Here is a 22790-nt window from a genome sequence, read left to right as displayed (position 1 = left end):
CGCGGTGGATTTCGCGGTGGTGGTGTCCGCAGAGGAGGGTGGAGTTGTCGAGGTTGGTGGGTCCGTCGTGCTGCCAGGCCAGGATGTGGTGGCCTTCGCACCAGCGTGGTGGTCGGTCGCAGCCGGGCCAGGCGCAGCCGCGGTCGCGTAGGACGAGGGCTCGGCGTAGTGGGCCGTCGATCAGGCGTCGGGCTCGGCCGATGTCGAGGATCTGTCCTTCGCTGCCGAGGACGGCGGGGATGATCTTCGCGTCGCAGGCGAGTCGGCGGACGGTTTCGGGGGTGAGTAGGTCGCCGGTGTCTAGGATGCCGTAGCTGTACTTGTCGCGTAGTTGTTCCCAGGACAGTGTCACTACGAGGTGTGGGCGTTCGCCACCGGATTCGGGCAGGCTGCCCTCGGCTAAGGCTTGGGCGCAGAGGAAGGTCAGGGCGTCGGCGCGGCGGGCGGCGGCGGTGCGGGTGTCCCGGCCGGCGTCGTCGACAACATCGTCGAGCCGCCCGGTCAGGCCGCCGCTGAACCCGCCACCAGCCCAGCCGCCACCGGCAACCGAACCGAGGACCGAATCTGCAGCAGCAGCAGCCGAGCCGGAACCCGCCACAGCAGACGGTTCAGCAGCAGACGGTTCAGCGTCGCCAGCCGGGTCGGCAGTGTTGGCCAGGCGGTCGAGGAGTGATCGTGGTGCGCTGATCGGGTCGATGGCGGCTCGGATGTAGGCGGCTGCGGCGCTGTCGAGTACTCCGGACAGTCGGTATTCGCCTTGTCCGTGGGGGGTCAGGGTGAACGCGCGTCGTTGGAACGCCGACCGGTTCGCCCGCTCCAACTCCCGGCGCAGCCGTTCCTCGGCCGTTTCGGGCGACACCGCTTCCAGGATGGCCCGCCGGTGCTCGGCCAGTACTTCCGGCCGCAGGCGCTGCCCCACCGCCAAGTCCGTCAACACCTGTTCCGCGCGGGTCTTACCCGCTGCGCCGATCTCCGCGGGTAGGTCGCCGATCAGCCGGGTGATGGCCGTCGCCTGTTCGGCGTTCAGCGCACCGGATGCGAGTGCTTCAGCGACCATGGGCCGGCTAGGCAGTGTGTCGGCGAGTTTCACCCAGCCGGCCGCGGACCGTATCGACACGGCCAGGAGGTCGGCCAACCATACCCGGGTGCTGGAGGCGCCGTGCCGGGCCGGGATACCACGAGCGGCGGCCTCACCGACCTGAGCCACCATCCGGGCCGTCAACCGCTGCGTCGCGGTGAAAACCGCCGACAGTTCAGCCAGGAGAGCGTCATCGGGCAGCGACGACAACGGAGCGACCAACAGGTCCTCCACCGCCGCGGCCAACGCTTCACTCACACCCCGACCCTAGCCATCACCTACGACAAAACCAGAGCCAAAACCAGGGCACAAAACCGCAGGCCAGACCGCAGTTACGCACTGCACGCGTCCACAGCAGACAGAGACGATCAACACTGGACCGCGTGGTGATCGACTCGCTCGTTGGAGAGGTACCGTCCTTCTGGACGTCAGAGGTTGCACCGGCAATACAGATGCAGCTCCGCTGCTTGGGCGCGCCGGGCCAGCTGTATAAGGCGACTCAGAATGGGGAGCAGTTCCTCCTCCAGCGCCATCCCGGACCTGGCCAGCTCAGGAGCACGGCTCCACCACACGGCCAGCTCGCGCAGGCGCTCGTCCTCGATAAGGGCGAGGGTGTCGCGTACGCCGTCGTCGACGGAGAAGGTCCACGGCCCTTCTTCGTCGCCGTCCTCGGGCAGGGACGGGCCAAGGTCAACGGTCTCCTCGGTCCATTCCGACCCGCGTACGTACGCGACCAGACTTCCGACGGTGACCGCGGGTTCGATCCATTTCGTGTACACGGACTCGACGCCGTCCTCGCCGAGCCGGTCGACCAGCTCCATCGCGGCTGTGTCGTCCTTCGCGCGGAAGTACTCGTACTCGACGCCCACGGTTGCCTCCTCACGCCGGGCCACAGAGTCCGGCCGCATAGCCGGATCGCAGAGTAGTGTCCGCTCGCACGAGGAGCCGGCCAGATCAGCTCAGGGGCGGCGGCCAGGCGCCGTCCATTGCAGCGACAGCCCCGTCGCCGCGCGCTCCGTGCGGATCTCCACCAGGTCGCCGAGGATCGTCGCGCGGTCGGCGACCACGACGCTGCCGTCCAGCGCGTAGGTCCATCTTTCCGAGACGAACACGGGTACGCCGGCCTTGCGACCCAGTGCCGTCGCCTCTGCCGCGGTGAGTACGCCGGGCGTCAGCCGCTCGGTCGCGCGGTGTACGACGACTCCGAGGTCGGCGAGGGACGCGTACAGGGAAATGGTGGTGAAATCGACGGTACGCAGGGCGGTCGCCCACGGTGCCGGGATCCAGGAGACCTGGTGGATGGCGGGGCGCGAGCCCAGGACGCGGACCCGTTCGAGCCGGAGCGCGGAGCCTGCGGGCAGGTCGTAGGGTGCGGGCGGCTTGCGGAGGGCGGTCGAGACGACGGCGGTGGTGACGGTGTGGCCCTGCTCGCGCAGGTCTTCGGCGAGGCTGCGCAGGGTGCTCAGGCGGTACGCGGCCTTGGGTTCGGCGACGAACGTGCCGCGACCGGCCTGCTGGCTGAGCAGGCCCTCGGACTGGAGCACGTCGAGGGCCTGCCGCAGGGTGACCAGGGTGACGCCGTACGCGGAGCTCAGCTCGCGCTGCGGTGGCAGGGCGGAGCCGGGCGGGTACTCGCCGGAGCGGATGCGGGTTCCGAGATCGTCCGCGATCTGCTGGTACTTCGGCACGCCCCACCCGTTCTACGTCTGTCACAGCTCAGCTCACACCTGAGCGGAGTCCAGCCCGGCGCGGATCTCCGTCGCCAGCGTTCCGAGGTCGGCGGGCGTGGCGCCGTCGAGGATCCGGCGCATGACCGCCGCCCCGACCGCGACCCCGTCGGCCACGGCGCCGGCCTGGCGGGCCTGCTCCCGGCCGGATATGCCGAAGCCTAGCAACACGGGTAGATCGGTGAGCGCCTTGAGCCGCCCGGCGAGTCCGTACGCCTCGGCGGTCAGCGTGTCGCGTTCGCCGGTGACGCCCATGACGCTGACGGCGTAGACGAAACCGCGGCTGGTGGCGCAGATGCGTTCGAGGCGGTCGGGCGGGGTGGCGGGCGCGGCGAGCTGGACGAGGTCGAGGTCGCCGGCCGCGGCCAGCACCGGTCCCGCCTCGTCGACCGGCAGGTCGGGCAGGATCAGGCCGCCGAAGCCGTGCTCGCGCAGCATGGCGCAGAACCGGTCGGCGCCGCGCCGCTCGACGAGGTTGGTGTAGGTGAACGCGATCAGCGGTACGCGCAGGTCGCCCCGGATGCGGTCGAGGTCGGCGAGGATGGCGTCGACCGTCGCGCCCCGGGCGATCGCCTGGTCGGAGGCGCGCTGGACGACCGCGCCGTCGAGCATCGGGTCGGAGAACGGCAGCCCGACCTCGATCGCGTCCGCGCCGGCGTCCTGCAGGGCCAGCAGGTGGTCCGTCCACTGGGGAACGACGCCGCCGGTGACGTAGGGGAGGAACAGCTTCCGGTCTTTCCTCAGACTCAGCACGTTTCCCCCATGAGCGTCGGCATGTCCTTGTCGCCCCGGCCGGACAGCGTCACGAGGACGGTGGAGCCGGCGGGAAGTTCGGGTGTACCGGCGGCGCGCAGCACCCAGGCGACCGCGTGCGCGGACTCCAGGGCGCAGAGGATCCCTTCGGTACGCGCCAGCCGGTGCAGTGCCGCCACCGCCTCGTCGTCGTCGGCCGTGACGTACCGGGCTCGCCCGAGATCGCGCAGGTACGCGTGTTCCGGCCCGACGCCCGGGTAGTCCAGGCCGGCTGAGAGGGAGTGGGCTTCGCGTACCTGGCCGTCGTCGTCCTGCAGGAGTTGCGAGCGGAACCCGTGCAGCACTCCCGGTACGCCGTCGCTCAGCGGCGCGCCGCCGGCCGCCTCGACCCCGATCAGCCGGGCCGGGGTGTCGACGAATCCGGCGAACGTGCCGGCCGCGTTGGAGCCGCCGCCGACGCAGGCGACCACGTAGTCCGGCGTACCGGCGGGGAGGTGTTCGGCGCACTGGGCGCGGGCCTCGTCGCCGATCACCCGCTGGAACTCCCGGACCATCCACGGATACGGGTGCGGTCCGATCACCGAGCCGACGCAGTAGTACGCGTCGTCCACTGTGGTCACCCAGTGCCGGAGGGCCTCGCTGCAGGCGTCTTTCAGCGTACGGCTGCCGGTGGTGACCGGGACGACCGTCGCGCCCAGCATGCGCATCCGGTGCACGTTGAGCGCCTGCCGTTCGATGTCGCGCTCGCCCATGAAGACCGTGCAGCCCAGGCCGAGCAGCGCGGCGGCGGTCGCGGCGGCGACCCCGTGCTGCCCGGCTCCGGTCTCGGCGAGCAGGTGCTTCTTGCCCATCCGGCGGGCGAGCAGGGCCTGCCCGAGCACGTTGTTGATTTTGTGGGAGCCGGTGTGGACGAGGTCCTCCCGCTTCAGCAGCACGGTCACGCCCAGCTCCGCCGACAGCCGCCAGGCCGGGGTGAGCGCGGTCGGCCGGCCGGCGTACGCGCGGAGCAGCCCGGTCAGCTGCGACCGGAACCGCGGGTCGGACCAGGCCGCCCGGAACGCCTCGTCGACTTCGCGGCAGGCGGGCACGAGCGACTCGGGCACGTAGCGGCCGCCGTACTCGCCGAAACGGCCGGCGGGCGAGGGTTCCCGCATGACCGTGGCGGCCTGCGGCCGGACGGCGACATCCATGGCTTCCTCCAACAGTTCTAGAACTCTGTGCCCGGCCACTCTCGCACAGTTCTAGAACTGTTGGCAAGCCGTCCGCCGCCCGGACACCCGCGTGGCAGATCAACGACATTGGCGCGTACGGATGGCGGCGAGCTTGCTACCGTGCTGATCCACTGGACCGCCGACATCCATCGGATCGGTGGTATCCACGGCGTCGGCGGCGCCCCTGAACTGGTGGCTTCACTGACCGGCGGCGACCCTGAGGAGGCGTCATGTCGTCCCAGTACGCGATCACCGTGCCGGATTCGACGGTCTACCTGGCGGAGAACCGCATGGGCAAGATGCCGTTCACGGTGTCGAACATGACGGACGCCCCGCTGCGCGGCAAGGCGGCCGTGGTCCCGCTCGACGACGCCCCGCCCGCTTGGTTCACCGTCGTGCGCGGCGCCGACCTCAACCTCGCGCCGAAGACGTCGGCGCAGGTGCTCGTGCAGATCGACCCGCCGCTCGGCGTCGACGCCTCCACCCAGCACTTCCGGGTCGACGTCACGGACGCGGACGGCGCGGTCGTCCCGGGCCCGTCGTGCGAGTTCGTGGTGCCGCCGTCGAAGAAGAAGTTCGACCCCTCCACGCCGCGCGGCTACCTCGCGACCCTGGTCGGATCGTCGGTCGGCGGCGCCCTCGGCGAGCTGGTCATCCTGCTCACCACCCGCGCCCCCGCTGCCAAGGACTGCGGCGGCGACGTCGGGTGCGCGTTCGGCGACGCGCTCGGCCAGATCATCTTTCTCGTGATCGCGATCCTGTTCGGCCTGGTGCTGCTGTGGATCGGCTCGGTCCTCGGGGCCGGCATCGGTCTGCGGGTGCGCAACTACCTCGGGTGGAAGACGACTGCGCTGTTCCTCGCGATCCTCATGGTGCCGTGGACGCTGCTCGTGCTGTGGCTGCTGAGCAAGGTCACCGACAATCTCGCCCTCGTCATCATCCTGGCCCCGGTCCTGCTGACCGCGGTCCCAGGGGTTGTGGCCCGCGCCAGCGTCCTGCTCATCCGCACCAAACACATCTAGATTCTTTAAGATCATTTTGTCCCGGGTTCGTCGATCTCACCTCCGCTCCTCCCGCGGGAGACCGTTCCGCCCCTATCGCTGCGCTCCGGGGACTCCACTGCCAGCACAGTGGGGCGAAGCATCCTTCATGGTCGTCCGGTCACCGTTTCGCCCATCACTCCTGGCCTTTGTCGCGACTGTCCGATTTTCGCTAGGCGCAGGGCGGGTGACGTATAGATCTTGAATAGAAAGTGGGCTCTCCGGTCCGATGTGTGGGTTGCGCAGGCCGAGACAAATTGTCGCGACCGTCCACTATGCGCGATCGGCGGGCCGCCGGCGACGGCCGTTCACCTGGCGGAAGACCGTTCCCTGCATCGCCGAGCACGGGCGGCAGTGGACGGCTCGGACTTGATCCATGCTTGATCATGTCACTCATATATGTCGAAATACGGCCGCAGCAACATATACGGGTTACATGATCAAGACTTGGCCATCCACTTCGACATATGCCAGCGACATGATCAAGGACGTCGTGGCGATCGTCGGACCTACCCACCAGAAGCTCGCGGGTTCGACAGCCCCCTTGATCATGTGATGCATATACGTCGAAAACCCCTGCCTGACGACGTATCCACACCACATGATCAAGGCCAGGACAGTCCCGACGCCGGAATAGCGTCACATGATCAAGTCGCCGGACGCACCCCGGCCCCATATCGGACAGTCGCGACAAAGGCCAGGATGGCACCAGACGGGCCGGGGTCGGGATGAAACCGTGACCGAACGGCGGCGAACGATGCTTCGCCCCACTCACCTGGCAGTGGAGGCCTCGGAGCGAAGCGGAGAGGCCGGAGCGGTCTCCCGCGCGAGGAGCGGAAGTGAGATCGACGAACCCGGGACAAAAAGATCTTGAATTTGATCCGTTCCCCGATCAACCCCGAAGGACCATCGGCGGTACGCGAACCCCCACCGTCATCCACCCACACATGCGGGTGAAGAGCCAGAAAGTGCTGCTGCAGCAACCGTTTCTATTCAAGATCGCTGACCTCGCCCGTGCTATTGGGGGTGATCTTGAAGGCGGGGCATAGCTCCAGGGCTATGGGTGGACAGGATTTCCGGCCGATCGTAAACAATGCAGATATTTAGATGTGATCGTCACCCGTATAGCCGCTGTCGCGGCCTTCGCTCTGTCCGCACTCCCTCTGACTGCCCTTCCCTCCTATGCCTCGACTGCCTCGACTGCCACGACTCCCACGACGGCGGCCTCGACTGCGCTGGTGGAGGCGTTCAGCCCTGACGGCGCGATTTCCCAGATGCCGGCCCCGAAGACGAATGCGCAGTCCCTCGCCGGCGGGCGGGCCCTGACCGCGACGGTGACCGCGTTGCAGCAGACCGGCAGCACGTCCACCCGCTTCGACCTCGTCTTCGTCGGCGACGGCTACACCGCGTCCCAGATGGCCCTTTACCACCAGCACGTGGCCGAGAAGTGGGCGACGCTGACCACCATCGCGCCCTACAGCACCTACAAGAACTACTTCAACGTGTGGATGGTCGACGTCGTCTCCGCGCAGTCCGGTGTGGACAACGATCCCACGGTCGGCGTCTCCAGGAACACCGCCCTCGGCGCGTACTTCTGGTGTTCCAACACTGAGCGGCTGCTGTGCATCGACACGAACGCCGTCGCCTCGTACGCGGCCAACGCTCCGGCGGTGGACATGGTCGTGGCGGTGGCGAACAGCACGAAGTACGGCGGCGCCGGCTATTCGACCGTGGCGACGGCGTCCGGCGGCAACGTCCAGTCGGGCCTCATCGTGCAGCACGAACTCGGCCACTCGATCGGCGGCCTGGCCGACGAGTACGACACCCCCTACGGCGCGTACACCGGGGCGGAGCCGACCGAGCCGAACGTGACCCGCTACACCGCCGCGCAGATGACCTCCGGCAAGCGCAAGTGGTACGCGTCCCTCGGCCAGGCGACCCCCGACGGCGGCGTGATCGGCGCGTTCGAGGGCGCCAAGTACTACAAGACCGGGCTCTACCGGCCGTCCAGCAACTCGATCATGAGGACGCTGGGCCAGCAGTTCAACTCGGTCGGTCTCGCGGTGATGACGCAGAAGCTGCTGGCGAAGATCAGCCTGACGACCGTGCTGCCCCAGTAAGCCGGGCTGCCGCAGGAGGGCGCAGTAGGCCGCGGCCGCCGGCCCGTCCCGGGAAGAGTATGCATCGACATGCTTCCCTGGGATGGGCCGGTGGCCTACCGTGCGGTGATGGAACTGGAGCTGCGCCATCTGCGTACGCTGTGCGCGATCGCCGACGCCGGCAGTGTGACCAGGGCGGCGGCGGTGCTGAGCGTGTCGCAGCCGGCACTGGCCGCCCAGCTGCAACGCGTCGAACGGGAACTCGGCGGCCCGATCTTCGTACGCGGCCGCCACGGTGTCACGCCGACGCCGCTCGGGCAGTACCTGCTGACCCGGGCGCGGGGCGTGCTGCTGGCCATGGAGGAGCTGCGCCGCAACGCGGACCGGCACCTGCCCGCGGAGCGGCCGCCGGTACGCCTCGGCGGCGTCGCGGGCGCGGTCTCGGTCGGGCTGCTGTCGCGGCTGAGCGATCTGCTGCCCGAGGCGGAGGTCCGGTTGCACACGGAGTACTCGCCGCGGGTGCTGTGGGAGCTGCTGCTGTCCGGCCGGCTCGACGCGGCGGCGACCGTCGACTACCCCGGGTTCCGCCTGCGGTCGCCGCCGACGGTGCTGGCCGAGGTGGTCGCGGTCGAGCCGGTCTTCGTGGCGATGTCCAGCCGGCACCGGCTGGCCGGGCGGGCGGAGGTGGAGCTGGCCGAACTGGCCGACGAGCCGTGGGCGCTGACCCCGCAGGACGGCGCTGGCTGGCCCGACTGCTTCTACACCGCCTGCGAGCAGGCGGGCTTCACCCCACGAGTGCTCTACACCGTGGCCGACGCGGGGCCCATCCGGGAGATGATCGCCGCCGGCCGCGCGATCACCGCCTGCCAGGCCGTCTTCGGCGGCTCGGACGGCGTCGTGGTCCGCCCGCTCGCCGGGGACCCGGTGCACATGCGCCACCTGCTGGTCTGCCGCCGGGAAGGCCCGTTGGAGCACATGTTCGACCGGCTCGTGCGGCTCGCGCGCGAAGCTTTCGACGCGTACGCGCGGCGGCGGCCGGACTACCAGTCGTGGCTGCGTACGCGGGGCGGCGACCCGCCTGTGGCGATTCTGTAGATTTGCTGAACCAGGCCGACCTACGGTGTGACGCATGCGCATTACTCGATGGAAAGCAGTCCTTGTCGCCCTGGTCGCCGCGGCGGCGAGCGTGTCCGTGGCCGAGCCGAGCTGGGCGGAGACCAATCCCAACTGCGGCAGCGTCACCCAGATCGGCTCCACCGCGTACATCGTGATCGGCGGGGCCACCTTCGGATCGGTCAAGCAGTTCAAGGGCTGCAGCAAGAACTGGGGCTACGTCTACGTCTGGGAGTCGTGGCGCAACGCCCACACCAACTGGGACATGTGCGCGGCCGTCGGAGTCATCGAAGGCAGCCCGCCGTACGCGCTGGAAGGTCTCAACTGTTCGTACAACACCCGCAAGGCGGAACAGTGGTCCTACGGCACGAACACCCTCTCCGTCTGTACGCGGGCCGTCGGCGCATTCCCCGACAAGGTGACCGCACAGACCGACGTCCGTTGCTGATCACGGCGCCGGACGGGGAGTCGCCGACCCGACTGTTGATCGCTCAACTCGGATAGAATCCTCGGCGCGGAAAGGAGCGCGCGTGAAGGATCCGACCACCGAGGGGTTCGAGGCCAGGGACGTCGACGTCGAGGGAATGCTGCGCAACCTGTGCGCGTACGCGCTGGGTGAACCGGATCCGCTCCAGCGCTACGTCGACCTGACCCACCAGCAGGTGCTCTTCGACGGGCTGGTCGCGGCGATCCAGCGCGAACGCGGCAAGGCCCTGGCCCAGCTGCTCATCTCGGGCGCGCCGGTGGCCGACATCGTGGAGAAGACCAACCTGACCAAGCCGGCCGACGTCACGAAGCTCGTCAAGGCGGCCGACGAGACCGACCGCGTCAAGGAGGCCTTGGCGGCCCGCAAGCCGTCGCGTGCCGCCAAGGCGAAGGAAGCCGCCAAGCAGGGCAAGGACGCCGGCGACGGCAAGGGCGCTGGGGACGGCAAGGGCGCTGGAGACGGCAAGGGCGCAGGGGACGGCAAGGGCAGGCACGCCGCTCCGGACCCGCGCCCCGAGCCGCCCCGCGCCCACCGGGCCGAGGCGACCGGCAAGCGCATGCTCACCGTCGAGGAGCGCCGCGCCCTCGGCCTGGAGGTCGGCGGTCCGGCCCCGCGCGCGATCGAGAAACAGGTCGACCCTCAGAAACCCAAGGCGCGCAAGCGTTTCAGCGTACGCTGACGCAGCCGGCCCGGACGGCGTCGAGGAGATCCGCGCACTCGTCGACCGTCCGTGCCATCTCCTGCGGTGTGCCGCCGACGCGGGCCAGGATCGCCTGGGCCCGCCGGGCGAAGTCGGCGGGTGCCGTGGGCAGCCGCCCGGCCGCGGCGACCATGCCCTTCTCGTTGATCAGCCAGGCCCCGGCAGCGGCGTGCACCGCGTGGCACATCACGCCGACCGCCCGGAACAGGCACCCGGCCGCGTACGCGGGATCGGCGCCGGCGACGCCGTAACGTGCGCCGGACAGGCTGAAACCGGCCTCCCACAATCCTTCCACCAGCGCGGTACGCAGCGCGGCCGGGTACTCGGCCAGCTGCTCCTTCAGCGCCGCGAGGACGCCGTCGGGGTCGGCCAGCGTCCGGCCGAGCGCGACCTCGCCCGCGTACGCGTGGGAGTAGAACCCGAGGGGATGGCCGGGCTGGAAGCCGATCTCGTAACGGCCGGCCGAGCAGTCGCCGACGATGCGGGTGACCCGGTCGAGATCGCGCAGGATCCAGTCGACCCGCCACGAGTCGACGGTGAGCCAGCCCCCGCCGTCGACCCAGGGACCCCAGCCGCCCGGCTCGGTGACATCCGTCGCGACGCCGGTGACCTCTTCGGCGAGCCGGCGCAGCGCGGGAACGTCGAGCCTGCCCCGGTAGTAGAGGCCGATGTCCACATCGGAGTCCGGCCGGTGGGTGCCGCGGGCCCGGCTCCCGCCGAGGGCCACGGCCGCCACGCCGTCCACGTGCCGGAGCCGGTCCGCGAGGCCGAGGAGGAGTTGATCATCCATGACCTTATGAAAGCACAGCCTATGAAAGCACAGCCTATGAAAGCACAGCTGGGAAGGCACGATGTGCGAAAGACAGGGGCAGCGGACGGCTACGACGCGTTGTAAGGTTCGCGCGACGACTCACGGGGGTGAGATGCATGCGGCGTCACCGTTTCCTGGCCGTCCTGCTGGGCATTCTGCTCGCTGGGCTGGCCGCCTGTGCCCAGCAGCGGCCGACGGCCACGTCGCCGTCCCCGTCTCCGTCGCCGGTGGAGTCCTCGCCGTCACCGGAGCCGTCCCCGTCCGAGTCGCCGTCGGAGGAACCCTCGCCGGATGCCGAGATCCCGTCGCCGCCCGCGCCGCCGCAGCCGCCGGGCTGTGCCGGGTTCAAGGGGACGAACCTGTCGCGTACCAAGGTGAGCAGCCTCCTCGCCGGCGCGCAGAAGGTGGAGGAGTGGAAGGGCCTCGGTCAGTCCCGGGTGGACCCGAAGATGTGGCCCGTTCCCCGGATCACCGTGCCGCTCACCATGCTGAAGGCCATCGCGTACATGGAGAGCGGCTGGCGTACGGCGTGCAAGGCCCGCGACGGGATCGGGTTCGGGCTGTTCCAGATCTCCGCCGACACCCAGGCCGCGATGAACCAGCGCTTCGGCGAGAACTTCGACCGCATGACGCCGTCCGGGAACGCGGCGCTGGGCGTCGCGTACCTTGAATGGATCATGGCGCGGCTCGGGCTGCAGCATTTCGGGACGAACTTCGACCTGACGAAGAACTCGAAGTTCATGGACGCGGTGATCGCGTCCTTCCAGCAGGGGCCGGAGGCCGTGCTGGTGAACGGGAAGATCGTGCTGAACAACCCCGACTACGTGACGGCGGTCCGCGCGATGATGGTCGCCCGCCCCTGGGAGCACTGAGTCCTGGGAGCACTGAGTCCTGGGAGCACTGAGTCCTGGGAACACTGAGTCCTGGGAGCACTGAGTCCTGGGAACACTGAGTCCTGGGAGCACTGAGCACGGCTCAGCTCTGCCGGTTGTAGAGGCCGACGGTGAGCGGTCCGAACACGAGGGTGATCGCCGCGACGGCCAGCAGCGACCAGGTGACGGCGGCGGTGCCGCCGGTGTGGTTCATGAGGTCGCGGGCCGCGTCGGCGACGTGGCTGATGGGGTTGACCCGCACGAACGTCTGCAGCCAGCCGGGCATGGTGCTGGGCTGCACGAAGATGTCGCTGGCGAACGAGGGCGGCATCAGGACGGCGAGGCCGAGGCTCATCACGGTGGCCGGGTCGCGGACGAGCAGCGCGACCGCGGCCCACAGCCAGGACAGGGCGAGTCCGAACCCGACGACCAATGCCACCCCGCCGACCACCCCGGGTACGCCGCCCGCGGGCCGGTAGCCGATGGCGATGCCGAGGGCCATCACGATGGTGGCGGCGAGCAGGTAGCGACCGGCGTCCGCGAGCAGGTGCCCCAGGACCAGGGCGCCCCGCCAGACCGGCAGCGTACGGAAGCGGTCGAAGACGCCGGTGGTCACGTCCTGGGCGAGGCGGGCGCCGCCGTACATGGTGCAGGAGGTGATGCCCATGACGAGGGTGCCCGGCAGCAGGGTGGTGAGGTACCGGGCGGGCGAGCCGCCGAGGGCGCCGCCGAAGATGTAGGTGAACAGCACGGTGAACACGACCGGGATGGCGATGACGTCGACGAGCTGCTTGGGCTCGTGTTTGATCTTGAGCAGGGCGCGCCAGGTGAAAGCGCCCGTGGCGGCCAGTACGCCGGCCCGGGACACGGGGCCGCGCGAGATGACGCTCATGAATCCTCCGAGGTGGCGAGTACGAGATCCGCGGGACTGCCATCAGTGGGGCCGTCTGTGGGGCTGCTGTCGGTGGGGCCGCCGGTCAGGGTGAGGAACGCCTCCTGGAGCGTCCCGGCTCCGGTGCGCGCCCGCAGTTCGGCGCTGGTGCCCTCGGCCACGATCCGGCCGTGGTCGATGACCGCGATGCCTTCGGCCAGCTCCTCGGCCTCGGCCAGGTACTGGGTGGTGAGCAGGACCGTGGTGCCGGCCGCGGCGATGTCCCGGACGAGCTGCCAGACCCCCAGCTGGCTGCGCGGGTCCATGCCGGTCGTCGGCTCGTCGAGGAACAGCAGGTCCGGGGTCACGATGAGGCTCGCGCCGATGTCCAGCCGGCGCCGCATCCCGCCGGAGTAGCCGCCGACGGGCCGACCGGCGGCGGCCGTCAGGTCGAAGGCGTCGAGCAGCTCGCCGGCCCGGCGCCGGCTGGCCGCCCGCGACAGCCCGCGCAGCCGGCCGAAGACGATGAGGTTCTCGTAGCCGGTGAGGTCCTCGTCGAGCGACGCGAACTGCCCGGTCACCGCTATCCGGGCGCGAATGGCGTCACGTTCGTGTGCGAGGTCGAAGCCGAGGACGCGGGCGCTGCCGCCGTCCGGCCGGGTGAGGGTGGCGAGGATCCGGATCGTGGTGGTCTTGCCGGCGCCGTTGGGGCCGAGGAACCCGAACACCTGGCCGCGCGGGATCGCGAGGTCGATCCCGTCCAGGGCCTGGGCCTTGCCGTAGAGCTTGACCAGGCCGTGCGCTTGCACCGCCCACTCGTCCGAGCCGGTGCGGCCGATTAACTTTGACATGATGTCAAGGCTTGCGGAACTCTGACAGCTTGTCAAGGTTCTATTCGGCGGGGTAGTTTGCCCTGGATGGCCGACACCGATACAGACCACACCCGCACACGCGGCCCGGCTGCGCAGGACGCCGGGGCCGAGCACGAGCCGCCTGCTCCCGCTCGGCGCCGGCGGTCCGACGCCCGGCGCAGCATCGACGCGATCCTGGGCGCGGCGCGTACCGTGCTGGCGGAGCGGCCCGAGGCGAGCATGGAAGAGATCGCGGCTGCCGCCGGAGTCACCCGCCAGACCGTTTACGCGCACTTCCCCTCGCGCGACGCGCTGTTCACCGCACTCATCGACGCCGCGGGCGCCGACACCGTCGCGGCCCTCGACGCCGCCGGGCTCGACACCCTCCCGCCCGCCGAGGCGCTGCGCAGGTTCCTCGACATCAGCTGGAACCTCGTCCGGCACAACACCGTGCTCCTCGTCGCGGCCCTCGCGCGTACGCCGACCGGCTCGGAGGCGGCGCACCGGGCCGGAACCGACCGGCTCGAACGGATCATCCGGCGCGGGCAGGGGTCCGGGGATTTCGACGCGGCTCTGCCCGCGGAGTGGCTCGCCGACGCGGTCGTGGGGCTCGCGCGTACGGCGGCGGAACAGGTGGCGGCGGGACGGCTGTCGAGCGCGGCGGCGGCCACGGTCATCCAGCGCAGCGCGCGGCGCCTGTGCGGGATCGACGCCGCGGATCCGCCGCCGGACACGGCTCGCTGACGGGTCGAGGGCGGCAAAGGGAAGGTTTCCTTACCGGGCCGCCGCAGCGGTTCGCGCGCTATCGTCTTCGCTGTTCACCCGTCACTCCCGCCTGCACGCCGGGCTGACCTGCATGCTGGGCTGATTGGACGCCGATGGCCTCCGGATCGCTGCGCCGCCTCTACACCGTGGCGGTGTTCGTCGTGCTCGCGTCGCTCGACAACGTGGCGATCGGCCTGGTACCGCCGCTGTACAGCCCGATCAGCCACGCGTTCGGCGTACCGGAGGCGGCTGTCAGCCTCGTCACGGCGATCGGGTTCCTGGTCTCGGCCGTGGTCGCGGTCGGCTGGGCGTACGCGGGCGATCACTACAACCGGCGCTGGCTGCTCATGGCGGGCACGACGATCTGGGCGATCGGGACCGGCGCCACGGCGTACGCGGACTCCTACGCGGTCTTCCTCCTGGCACAGATGTTCGCGGCGGTCGGCCTCGGCGCCGTCGGCTCGGTCGGCTTCTCGGTCGTCAGCGACCTCATCTCGCCCCGGCGGCGCGGCCTGATCATGAGCCTGTTCGGCCTCTCGCAGGGGGCCGGCACGCTGCTCGGCACCCTCATGGGCGGCATCCTCGGCGCCGGCGACTGGCGCCGCCCGTTCGTCCTGCTGGCCTTCATCGGCGTCGGCGCGACGATCGCGTACCTGCCGACGGCCAACATCCGCCGCGGCCAGAGCGAACCCGACCTCGCCGGGGTCTTCGCCGCCGGCGACGAGTACGACTACAAGATCAGCCGGGCCGACCTGCCCAAGATCGCCGCACGGCGTACCAACGTCTGGCTCGTCCTGCAGGGGGTCACGGCCCAGCTCACGTTCGGCTCGCTCGTGTGGCTGCCCCGCCTGCTCCAGGCCAAGGCCGAATCCCAGGGGTACGCGCAGCCGACCGCGATCGTCATCGGCACGATCTTCGCCACGATCTTCCAGCTCGGCGGGGTGCTCTCGATCGTCGGCGGCCTGCTCGGCGACCGGCTGCAACGGCGTACGCCCCGCGGCCGGGCACTGGTCGCGGCGTTCGGCGTCCTGGCCGGCATCCCGTTCTACGTGATCCTCTTCTTCCTGCCGCTCCGGCTGGACATGGCGGCCGACGCGGGCGCGGGCAGCGCGACGGTGGCCGTCCTGCGCAGCATCGTCACCGAGCCCACGGTGGCCCTCAGCGCCCTGATGGCCCTCATCGCGCTCGCGCTGACCTCGGCCAACTCGCCGAACTGGTTCGCCCTGATCGTCGACGTCAACCTGCCCGAGCACCGCGGCACGGTCTACAGCGTCGGCAACCTCGCCAACGGCGTCGGCCGCGCGGTGGGCAACGGGGTCGTCGGCGTGGTGTTCAGCGCGCTCGGCCGGGCCCTGGCCGTCCCGTCCAACTACGCGGCCGGGCTGGCGATCTTCCAGCTGTTCTTCATCCCGACCGGCGTCATGTACTACCTGGCGTCGCGTACGTCGCCCAAGGACATCGCGGACGTCAGCAGCACCCTGCGCGAGCGCGCCGCCGAGACCGTGCGCGCCTGAATTTCCTGCCGACTAGAGTTCCTTGATCAGCCGGGCGACCTCGGCGGCACAACCCCACGACAGGGTGAGCCCCACGCCGCCGTGGCCGTAGTTGTGCACGATGTGCTGCCCGCCGATCCTCTCGTGCTCGACCCGCGTGAGCGTACGTGTCGGCCGCAGGCCCACCTTGTCGGCGAGGAACTCCGCCCCGGCCAGCAGCGGCTCGACGGCGACACAGCGCTCGACGATCCCGGCCCGCAGCTCGGGGGAGGGGACGAGGCTCTCGCCGTCGCGGCTGGCGTACCCGCCGAGGACGGCGACCGGTCCGTGCGGCAGGTAGTACGTCATCTCGCCCGGGTAGCCGTGGCCGCCGTCGTCCTCGCCGTCCTCGTACTCCTGGAAGAACTCCGAGATGCCGGGATTCTTGACGACCACGAGCTGGCCGCGCACGGGGGCGACCTCATGATCGTCGAGCAGGTCGCGGGCGCCGAGGCCGGTGCAGTTGACGATCACGTCGGCCTGCCCGGCCAGCTCCGTGAACGTCGACACCCGGTGCGAGGCGGTCTCGACGCCGCGGGTACGCAGCTTCTCGGCGAGGTGGAGCAGGTAGCGGCTCATGTCCACCAGGGGGAGCCGGTACTTCCACGCCATCGCGTATCCGCTCGGGACGGTGCCGGGTGCGCAAAGGCGAAAGCTTGGCACCCATTGTGCCCAGTCCGGCGGGGTCACGATGGATTTGGCGGCCTCCATGCCGTCCACCATTCTGATGCCGTAGCGCGGATCATTCCGAGCCGCCATCGCGGCGAGCCGGAGATAAGAGATCTTGCACCATTCCACGGCGCGGGGATGGGCGAGGGCGTACGGCCCCCAGCTCGCACCGGCCTTGGCGGACGTCGTCCATTCGGGTGGGAGTTCGGCGATCATCCGCACCGGGTGACCGCGGGCGACCAGCTCCCAGGCCGTGGTGAGGCCGGAGACGCCGGCGCCGACCACGAGGACGGTACGTCTGTCAGTCACCATCCCATTACAGTATGCCGATATACCGAAGAACGGACAGTGTCTCATACCCGGCTGAGTCAAGAGCGCCGTGGCCACGTTCCTCCACGATGGAGCGATAGCCGGTGCGGCCGGGAAACCGCTCTGTGAATGTCCGGGGAGGACAAATGCTGATCATGGGCGAGGTCCACACCGCATTGCTCATGCATTCGCACGCGCTCAATGCCGAGCGGGTGCACGCGGCGCTGGATGTCGTCCCGGGGGCCCGGCCGCGCGTATCGGAACGCCCCAACCGGTACGCCGTCTCCGCCGAGCGGTACGCCGGGGTCGACTGCGGTCTCGCGACTCCGCAACGGGCCCGCGTACGCGTCATCGGCACGGTCGCCCACCGGTCGGCGGTCACCGGCGGGCGGGTGGTGCAGGGGTCGGCGTACACGGCGGTGACGGCGCCGGCCGAGCAGCGCCGGTGGCCGTGGTCGCATTACCTCGCCGATCCCGGCGTCGTGGAACTGATCGGCAAGGCGACGCCGGAACAGCTCGTGGCGGGATTCGCGGCTCCCGGGCCGGCCGGCGACGCGCTCAGCCTCGGCGGGATCGGCGGGCGCGCGCTCGACCTGACCCAGGAGCGCTGCGCCGACCTCGACCGCCGGCCGCCCATCCGCGGCGACCGGGTTCGGCTGCGCTGGACCGCCGTCCCGGCCGACGAGCCGCCGTCGGTGATCTTCGTGCTCGGTGGCGAGCTGCGCCACCTTCAGCTGCGCGGGCGGGGCCTCGACGCGGCCACGGCCGCGGCGTTCGCCGAGGATGTGGCGCTGCACGACTGGTTGCTGACGACGCTGATCCGGGTCCTGGACGGCGCCCACATCGGACTGCGGCCCACCCGCGAGGTCGTCGAGCGGCTGCGCCCGGCGATCGACGAGCTCGTGCACCTCTGGATGCCGGCGGCGCGCTCGGACGAGACCGGGCGCCGCCTGTGGCAGGTCCTCGAACAGCAGCCCGGCTTCAGCCGCCAGTGGCGGGCCGGCGTCCACCGGGTGCGCGACCAGCTGGCGCTGGGCGCCGTACCCGCGCCGTAAGCCGTCGCAGAAGTCCCGGTGCATCGAGCCGTCCGGAGCCGAGCCTTCCGGAGCATCGAGCCCTCCGGAGCAAAGGAGCAAGCGTGACAACCATCCCTCATCGCGGCACGCTCGGGTCGAGACTCGCATGGAAGATCTTCATCGGTCTCAGCTTCGGCACGATCACCTACACCGTTTCCAACCTGGTCCAGAACAGCCAGATCGTCTCGGTCGGCCTGTCGGTGTTCATCTCCGGCGTCGTGGTCGTCGTGGAGTTCCTCATCGAGGTCGAGCAGCGGATGGACCGGCTGGAGGTGAGCCAGGAGGCGCACGCCCGCGCCACCCACGAGAAGATCACCGCCGGCATCAACCGGATCAACGAGGCCACCGAGCTCTACGGCGCCGTCGAGGCGTCGGCGGTCAAGAGCGACGAGGTCACCCAGCTCGTACGCCACGCGACCCGCATTCCCGAGCAGCCCGACCTGGTCACGAAGTTCGTCCAGATGGAGATCTCGCGGATGTCCCGGTTCCTCATGGAGGTGAGCAAGGGCGGCGACGTCGTCTACGAGGGGGAGGACCGCGACTGGATGCTCGGCCTCGCCCGGACCGCGCAGAAGACGATCGACGCGACCAGCCTCAGCACGGTCGACGCGGGCGGCCGGGGATTCGTCGACGGCGGTCTGTGGACGTCCGACCTGGGCCAGCGCTACCTCGACATCCAGCGCGAGCGGATCGACAAGGCCGACGTCGTCATCCGGCGGATCTTCATCATGGACCGGCCCGACCTGCTCGCCGACCCGGACTTCCAGCAGGTGATCGGCTACCACAAGGACCTGAAGGTCAAGGTACGCGTCCTCGACCCGACCTCGGTCGTCGGTACGCCGCTCAGCTCCCTGATCGACTTCATCGTGTTCGACGGCGTGGTCAGTTACGAGGCGCAGGTGGCGTCCCGGATCCAGCCGAACAGCCGGCCGATCATCGTGAGCACGCGGCTGGTGCTGCAGGAGGACCGCGTACGCGAGCGCCGGCAGAAGTTCGAGGACCTCTGGAACCTGGGAAAGGACTACTGAGGCCGGGAAGACTACTGAGGCCGGGAAAGACTACTGAGGTGTCGACCAGGACGCACCGGTGAACGAGTACTCGATGCGATCGACGAATTCGGCCGGCAGGTACAGGTTCTCGCCGTCCGCCCGCGAGCGGATCTCCGCCAGCACCCCGGCGTCGGGCAGCACCTGGCTCAGAATGGTCCGCACGGCCGTCTCCACGGCGGCGAACCGCGGAGCCAGCACCGAGAACGTCCGGTACGCGGCGAACGGCGCCGGCCGCTCGGTCAGCCGCGTGGCGGCGGGCAGTTCCGACCACGCCGCCGGCCAGCTCGGCGGCCGGTCGGCGGGCACGGCGACCGGGCGGCCGTCGTCGCGCAGCAGGCCCAGCCGCAGCAGCTGCCAGACGGCCGCGAGGAACGGGCAGGACCAGAGCCGCCCCTCCTTCTCGTCCCGCCACATCTCGACGTCGATGAAGATCGAGTGGTTGACCGCCGCGTTCTGGCTGGGCGGCCGCCACGCCGGCGCGTCCTCCAGGGCGGCCATGACCTGCCAGCCGGGACTGCGCTCGCCGTTGCACAGCCAGCCGCTCTCGGTGGCGGGCGGCCGCTCGCCCGTCGTGCGCGGCGGCGGGTCGTCCACGATGCGGCTGTGCACCAGCGACGCCAGCGGTACGCCGTCGGCCTCGGCGCAGGCGGACTCGCGTACCAGATAGTCGATGGACAGACCGGCGGCGCCGGCGGCGGCGATGATCTGCGGCAGCACGACGGCGGGCGAGCTGAACTGGGTGAAGTAGTCGTCGATGAGGAAGCAGGTGCTGATCCGGGCGCGGCGGCCGAGGGCGTCGGTGGCGTGCGCGCGGGCGGCGGCGACCCAGGGGGCGACGCGCCGGAAGTGCTCGCGCAGGTGTCCCTCGCCGCGGGCGAAGTCGTCCATGTACAGGTGGCCCAGCTCGACGGACAAGTGTGCCATCGGTACGCCGACCGTACGCGTGGTCGCGCTCTCCTCGACGAACGCTCCCGCGGTCACAGCGGCTGCCACCGATCGTCCTCGCGCAGGTGCTTGGCGAGGGCGACGAAGGCGTCCACGGTGGCCTGGTTGGCGATCTCGCGGCGCATCGTGTCGTCGTCGGAGATGATCTGCTCGCGCCATTGCAGCACGGGATCGAGCGGAACCTGGCCCAGCGCCGACGTGTGCCCGACGCCGAGGCCGTTGGCGAGGCTGCGCAGCCCCTTATTCAGCCCGACCAGCCACGTGACCTGCTCTGCGCGCAGGCCGGCCAGCTCGGGCGACTTCGGGTCGACGACGGCCGTGCGCACGAACCGCACGCTCGCCTTGAACCGCTCGGCGGTGTGTCCGGCCGCCTCCGCGGCCGACAGCAGCCCCTTCGCACCGTAGACGAGACCGTGCGCCGCGATGATGTGCTGGCGTGTCCAGCGGTGGAACACCAGCCACCGGGCCGTGACCCCGGCCAGTTTCGGCGAGCGCAGCGCGGCCAGCACGATCTGCAGCGCGTGGGAGCGGCCCGCGCTCAGATCGACGAGCGAGACGTCGTACGCCTCCTCCTGACGCATGAGCAGCCGGGCGCACCGTTCGACGACCTCGGGGCCGGGCGCGAACTCGCTGCCGCCCTCGTCGCCGGGCAGCAGGGCGAGCCGGCCGGCGGTGTCGGGGCGGCTGTGCAGCGCCTCGCGGTCCGACAGCGTCCAGACGTCCAGCACGGCCGGTTCTGCGGCGCTGCCCCGCAGGTAGCTGTGCAGCCCGTCCCGGGGGACCCCGCGCAGCGCGGATTCGATGCCGAAGATCGCACCGGCGGTCGGCGACCCGAAGTCGAAGTCCAGATAGGACGCGTCCAGCCCCTGCAGCGCGGCCCGGTACGCGATGTTGCAGGAGGTGACGGAGCGGCCGGTGCCGCCCTTGTCCGACGTCGCGAAGACCAGCATCAGCTGCCCCTTGTCGCGTCCTGCCCGGCCAGGGCCAGGCGATCCAGGGAGAGCAGGACCTGCTGGACGAGGGCCAGCGCGGTGCCCGGCTGCGTGTCCACAATGGTCCGTGCCCGTTCCAGGTCGGCCCGCAGCACGCCGAGCTTGGTCTGCAGCGCGGGACCGCCGGTCGCCGAGCCCGTCAGCAGCTGCCGGTCGAACAGGTGGTCCGCCTCGCTGATCAGGTCGTTGGCCACGTACAGCAGCCGGCCGCTGGTCAGTGGCGAGCTGCCGACGAGCTTGGCCGCCTGGACCAGGCTCTCGACGACCCGGATCGTGTAGTGCCAGGACGGCTTGTCGTCGCGGTGGCGCAGGTCGTCGAAGGCGCCGGCCGGCTCGTCCCACAGCCCGCCGGCCTGCCGCCGGAGCACCAGGTGCGCCCAGATGTCGTCGGCCAGCTCCAGCAGATCACTGCGCAGCTGGATGTCCTTCAGCAGGTCGGCGACGCGGATCGTCCGCTTCAGCAGCAGCGCCGCGAAGTCCTGCGCGACCCAGCTGAGCCGCTCGCCGTTGGCCTTCTCGGTGCCTTCCAGCGCGATCGCGACCCCGGGCTGGTGCAGCGCGAGCGCCGGATCGCCGGGCAGCGGCCGCCGGGTGATGCGGGCCCGGCTCGCCAGTTCCGACAGGATCCGGCCCAGCCGGCCGAGGTCGGTGTCGGCCCGCCGGGTCACGATGTCGGTCATCGAGATCGCGGTCACCATGAGGGTGAAGTAGTCCGACTCCGCGCCGTCGCTGGTGAACCAGGGGATGTCCTCCAGCGGCCACCGGTTGCGGTTCGTCGGGTCGAAGCTCGCCAGCACCGCCCAGTAGGCCTGCGTCAGGTCCCAGCGGATCTGCAGCGCCTGCGCCAGCCGCTGCTGCTCCTCGTTCAGCAGGTTCAGCGTACGCGTGCGGGTGCTGAACAGGTCGGCGATGCCGTCGAGGGCCACCACGGTGAAGTACAGGTAGGGCCCGTCGAACGCGACGCCCTCGGACTGGCCGGGCACGTTGACGTCGACCTGGGGCGCGTCCTCGACGACACCCCACGACCAGCCGCACTGGAACAGGCTGTTGGTCTCCCGGAGATCGTCCTTGGTCCGCTGGCCGGTACCCGATCCGGTCGACAGGTCGAGCAGGCTGGCCCGGATCTCCCGCAGGTCCTGCGAGAGCGCCTCGGCGACCCGGTGCTCAGGCTGGCCCGCCTGGTTGATCGAGGTGATCAGGTTGCGCCACTCGTCGGAGTTCGCCGGATAGACCAGGATGGCGAAGCTGCGCAGCAGCCCGACGAGCGCCGCCGTCAACCGGTCGCTCGCCAGCGCCTCCAGTTCGAGAAGGGACTTCACCAGATCCTGCCGGGTCACCTGGCCCCGGAAGGTACGCGCGAAGGCCAGCGTCGCGAGGGTCAGCGTCACCGACGACGAGAACGACTCGACCACCTCCAGCCGCCGCTGCTCCTCGGAGAGCTCCACACCCGCCGGCGGGGTGAAGAACGTCCCGCCGGGAAAGGTCGGCACCCCCTTCTCGTCCCGGTACTTCTGCAGATAGTCCGTCAGTACGCGTACCAGCAGGGTCGGCAGGGTCACCTGGTCGCCCAGCCTCGCCAGCGCGTCGAGCACCTCGTCGTCGATCTCGTTCGGCCGGGCCAGCCGGAAGTTGGCGATCTCGTTGGCCGGCGTCATCAGACACAGCAGCTGCTCGGCGTCGCTGATGGAATTCGAGTCGTCGCGGCCGCCGACCTTCCACGTGCCGTCGTCGGCGAGCGAGGCGGCGGCGGTGGCGCGCCAGATGTCCAGAAGCTGCTGCCGGGGTTGAATCCTCATGAGCGGCCGGCCACCCTCTCCCGATCCCCACCGATCTCGATCGA

Annotated in this window: 22 protein-coding genes; 10 read left to right on the top strand and 12 right to left on the bottom strand. The window is 70.2% G+C overall.

Annotated elements, in window-relative coordinates; translation table 11 throughout:
- The 5 genes from G401_RS0132290 to trpB form a co-directional block, all read right to left on the bottom strand.
- Nucleotides 1–1324: HNH endonuclease signature motif containing protein (locus tag G401_RS0132290; RefSeq protein ID WP_169734278.1), on the bottom strand; the 1324-nt coding region annotated here is incomplete at its 3' end.
- Nucleotides 1325–1506: 182 nt separating this feature from the next.
- On the bottom strand, nucleotides 1507–1947 hold the full coding sequence (locus tag G401_RS53630; RefSeq protein ID WP_157546648.1) for a hypothetical protein: 441 nt from the start codon (nucleotides 1945–1947) through the stop codon (nucleotides 1507–1509).
- Between the two features lie 90 nt (nucleotides 1948–2037).
- On the bottom strand, nucleotides 2038–2766 hold the full coding sequence (locus G401_RS0132280; RefSeq protein ID WP_027345730.1) for a GntR family transcriptional regulator: 729 nt from the start codon (nucleotides 2764–2766) through the stop codon (nucleotides 2038–2040).
- Between the two features lie 33 nt (nucleotides 2767–2799).
- Complete coding sequence (gene trpA, locus G401_RS0132275) at nucleotides 2800–3558, bottom strand: tryptophan synthase subunit alpha (protein ID WP_322787768.1); 759 nt, start codon at nucleotides 3556–3558, stop codon at nucleotides 2800–2802.
- A complete protein-coding gene (gene trpB, locus G401_RS0132270) occupies nucleotides 3552–4748 on the bottom strand; it encodes a tryptophan synthase subunit beta (protein WP_027345728.1) in 1197 nt (398 codons plus the stop codon). Before trpB ends, trpA begins: the two co-directional genes overlap by 7 nt.
- 251 nt (nucleotides 4749–4999) lie before the next feature.
- Here trpB and G401_RS49955 point away from each other — a divergent pair, with 251 nt between their 5' ends.
- The 5 genes from G401_RS49955 (at nucleotide 5000) to G401_RS56310 (ending at nucleotide 10187) form a co-directional block, all read left to right on the top strand.
- Nucleotides 5000–5791 carry a hypothetical protein gene (locus G401_RS49955; RefSeq protein ID WP_034593787.1) on the top strand — a complete coding sequence of 264 codons (792 nt, stop codon included), beginning with the start codon at nucleotides 5000–5002 and terminating at the stop codon, nucleotides 5789–5791.
- Nucleotides 5792–7083: 1292 nt separating this feature from the next.
- Nucleotides 7084–7929, top strand: a complete 846-nt coding sequence (locus G401_RS49950; protein ID WP_084557862.1) for a M64 family metallopeptidase — start codon at nucleotides 7084–7086, stop codon at nucleotides 7927–7929.
- 108 nt (nucleotides 7930–8037) lie between these two features.
- Nucleotides 8038–9003, top strand: coding sequence for a LysR family transcriptional regulator (locus G401_RS0132250; protein ID WP_027345727.1), 966 nt, complete (start codon nucleotides 8038–8040; stop codon nucleotides 9001–9003).
- Between the two features lie 34 nt (nucleotides 9004–9037).
- Complete coding sequence (locus tag G401_RS49945) at nucleotides 9038–9469, top strand: hypothetical protein (RefSeq protein WP_157546646.1); 432 nt, start codon at nucleotides 9038–9040, stop codon at nucleotides 9467–9469.
- Nucleotides 9470–9551: 82 nt separating this feature from the next.
- A complete protein-coding gene (locus tag G401_RS56310) occupies nucleotides 9552–10187 on the top strand; it encodes a hypothetical protein (protein ID WP_027345726.1) in 636 nt (211 codons plus the stop codon).
- On the opposite strand, the gene G401_RS0132235 is transcribed toward G401_RS56310, so the two are convergent.
- Nucleotides 10174–10998 carry a nucleotidyltransferase domain-containing protein gene (locus tag G401_RS0132235; protein ID WP_027345725.1) on the bottom strand — a complete coding sequence of 275 codons (825 nt, stop codon included), beginning with the start codon at nucleotides 10996–10998 and terminating at the stop codon, nucleotides 10174–10176. The genes G401_RS56310 and G401_RS0132235 overlap by 14 nt on opposite strands.
- Before the next feature lie 137 nt (nucleotides 10999–11135).
- On the opposite strand from G401_RS0132235, the gene G401_RS0132230 reads away from it, so the two are divergent.
- Nucleotides 11136–11891: a transglycosylase SLT domain-containing protein gene (locus G401_RS0132230; RefSeq protein WP_027345724.1), complete on the top strand. Its 756-nt coding sequence runs from the start codon at nucleotides 11136–11138 to the stop codon at nucleotides 11889–11891.
- A 103-nt stretch (nucleotides 11892–11994) separates the two neighbouring features.
- On the opposite strand, the gene G401_RS49940 is transcribed toward G401_RS0132230, so the two are convergent.
- Nucleotides 11995–12783: an ABC transporter permease gene (locus tag G401_RS49940; protein ID WP_051367456.1), complete on the bottom strand. Its 789-nt coding sequence runs from the start codon at nucleotides 12781–12783 to the stop codon at nucleotides 11995–11997.
- Complete coding sequence (locus G401_RS49935) at nucleotides 12780–13613, bottom strand: ABC transporter ATP-binding protein (RefSeq protein ID WP_084557858.1); 834 nt, start codon at nucleotides 13611–13613, stop codon at nucleotides 12780–12782. Before G401_RS49935 ends, G401_RS49940 begins: the two co-directional genes overlap by 4 nt.
- Before the next feature lie 66 nt (nucleotides 13614–13679).
- On the opposite strand from G401_RS49935, the gene G401_RS0132215 reads away from it, so the two are divergent.
- Together G401_RS0132215 and G401_RS0132210 are read left to right on the top strand one after the other, a co-directional pair.
- Nucleotides 13680–14357, top strand: coding sequence for a TetR/AcrR family transcriptional regulator (locus G401_RS0132215; RefSeq protein ID WP_027345723.1), 678 nt, complete (start codon nucleotides 13680–13682; stop codon nucleotides 14355–14357).
- 134 nt (nucleotides 14358–14491) lie between these two features.
- On the top strand, nucleotides 14492–15892 hold the full coding sequence (locus G401_RS0132210) for an MFS transporter (protein WP_027345722.1): 1401 nt from the start codon (nucleotides 14492–14494) through the stop codon (nucleotides 15890–15892).
- Nucleotides 15893–15904: 12 nt separating this feature from the next.
- On the opposite strand, the gene G401_RS0132205 is transcribed toward G401_RS0132210, so the two are convergent.
- Entirely contained in the window at nucleotides 15905–16891 is a 987-nt protein-coding gene (locus G401_RS0132205) for an FAD-dependent oxidoreductase (protein WP_027345721.1), read from the bottom strand.
- Between the two features lie 143 nt (nucleotides 16892–17034).
- Here G401_RS0132205 and G401_RS49930 point away from each other — a divergent pair, with 143 nt between their 5' ends.
- On the top strand, nucleotides 17035–17943 hold the full coding sequence (locus G401_RS49930) for an SCO2521 family protein (protein WP_034593785.1): 909 nt from the start codon (nucleotides 17035–17037) through the stop codon (nucleotides 17941–17943).
- 83 nt (nucleotides 17944–18026) lie between these two features.
- A complete protein-coding gene (locus tag G401_RS0132195) occupies nucleotides 18027–18992 on the top strand; it encodes a hypothetical protein (RefSeq protein WP_027345720.1) in 966 nt (321 codons plus the stop codon).
- Between the two features lie 30 nt (nucleotides 18993–19022).
- Here the strand turns inward: G401_RS0132195 and G401_RS0132190 are convergent, their stop codons facing one another.
- Genes G401_RS0132190 through G401_RS0132180 form a run of 3 tightly spaced genes read right to left on the bottom strand, consistent with a single transcriptional unit; the run spans nucleotide 19023 to nucleotide 22746 of the window.
- Entirely contained in the window at nucleotides 19023–20006 is a 984-nt protein-coding gene (locus tag G401_RS0132190; RefSeq protein ID WP_245601908.1) for an SCO2522 family protein, read from the bottom strand.
- Complete coding sequence (locus G401_RS0132185) at nucleotides 19991–20908, bottom strand: SCO2523 family variant P-loop protein (RefSeq protein ID WP_027345718.1); 918 nt, start codon at nucleotides 20906–20908, stop codon at nucleotides 19991–19993. The genes G401_RS0132190 and G401_RS0132185 overlap by 16 nt, the downstream gene beginning before the upstream one ends.
- Nucleotides 20908–22746 carry an SCO2524 family protein gene (locus tag G401_RS0132180; RefSeq protein WP_027345717.1) on the bottom strand — a complete coding sequence of 613 codons (1839 nt, stop codon included), beginning with the start codon at nucleotides 22744–22746 and terminating at the stop codon, nucleotides 20908–20910. The genes G401_RS0132185 and G401_RS0132180 overlap by 1 nt, the downstream gene beginning before the upstream one ends.
- Between the last annotated feature and the right edge of the window lie 44 nt (nucleotides 22747–22790).

Origin of the sequence: Hamadaea tsunoensis DSM 44101 (assembly GCF_000428945.1) — a bacterium.
GTDB classification, from domain to species: Bacteria; Actinomycetota; Actinomycetes; order Mycobacteriales; family Micromonosporaceae; genus Hamadaea; species Hamadaea tsunoensis.
This window is presented reverse-complemented; position numbering and strand designations above follow the sequence as displayed.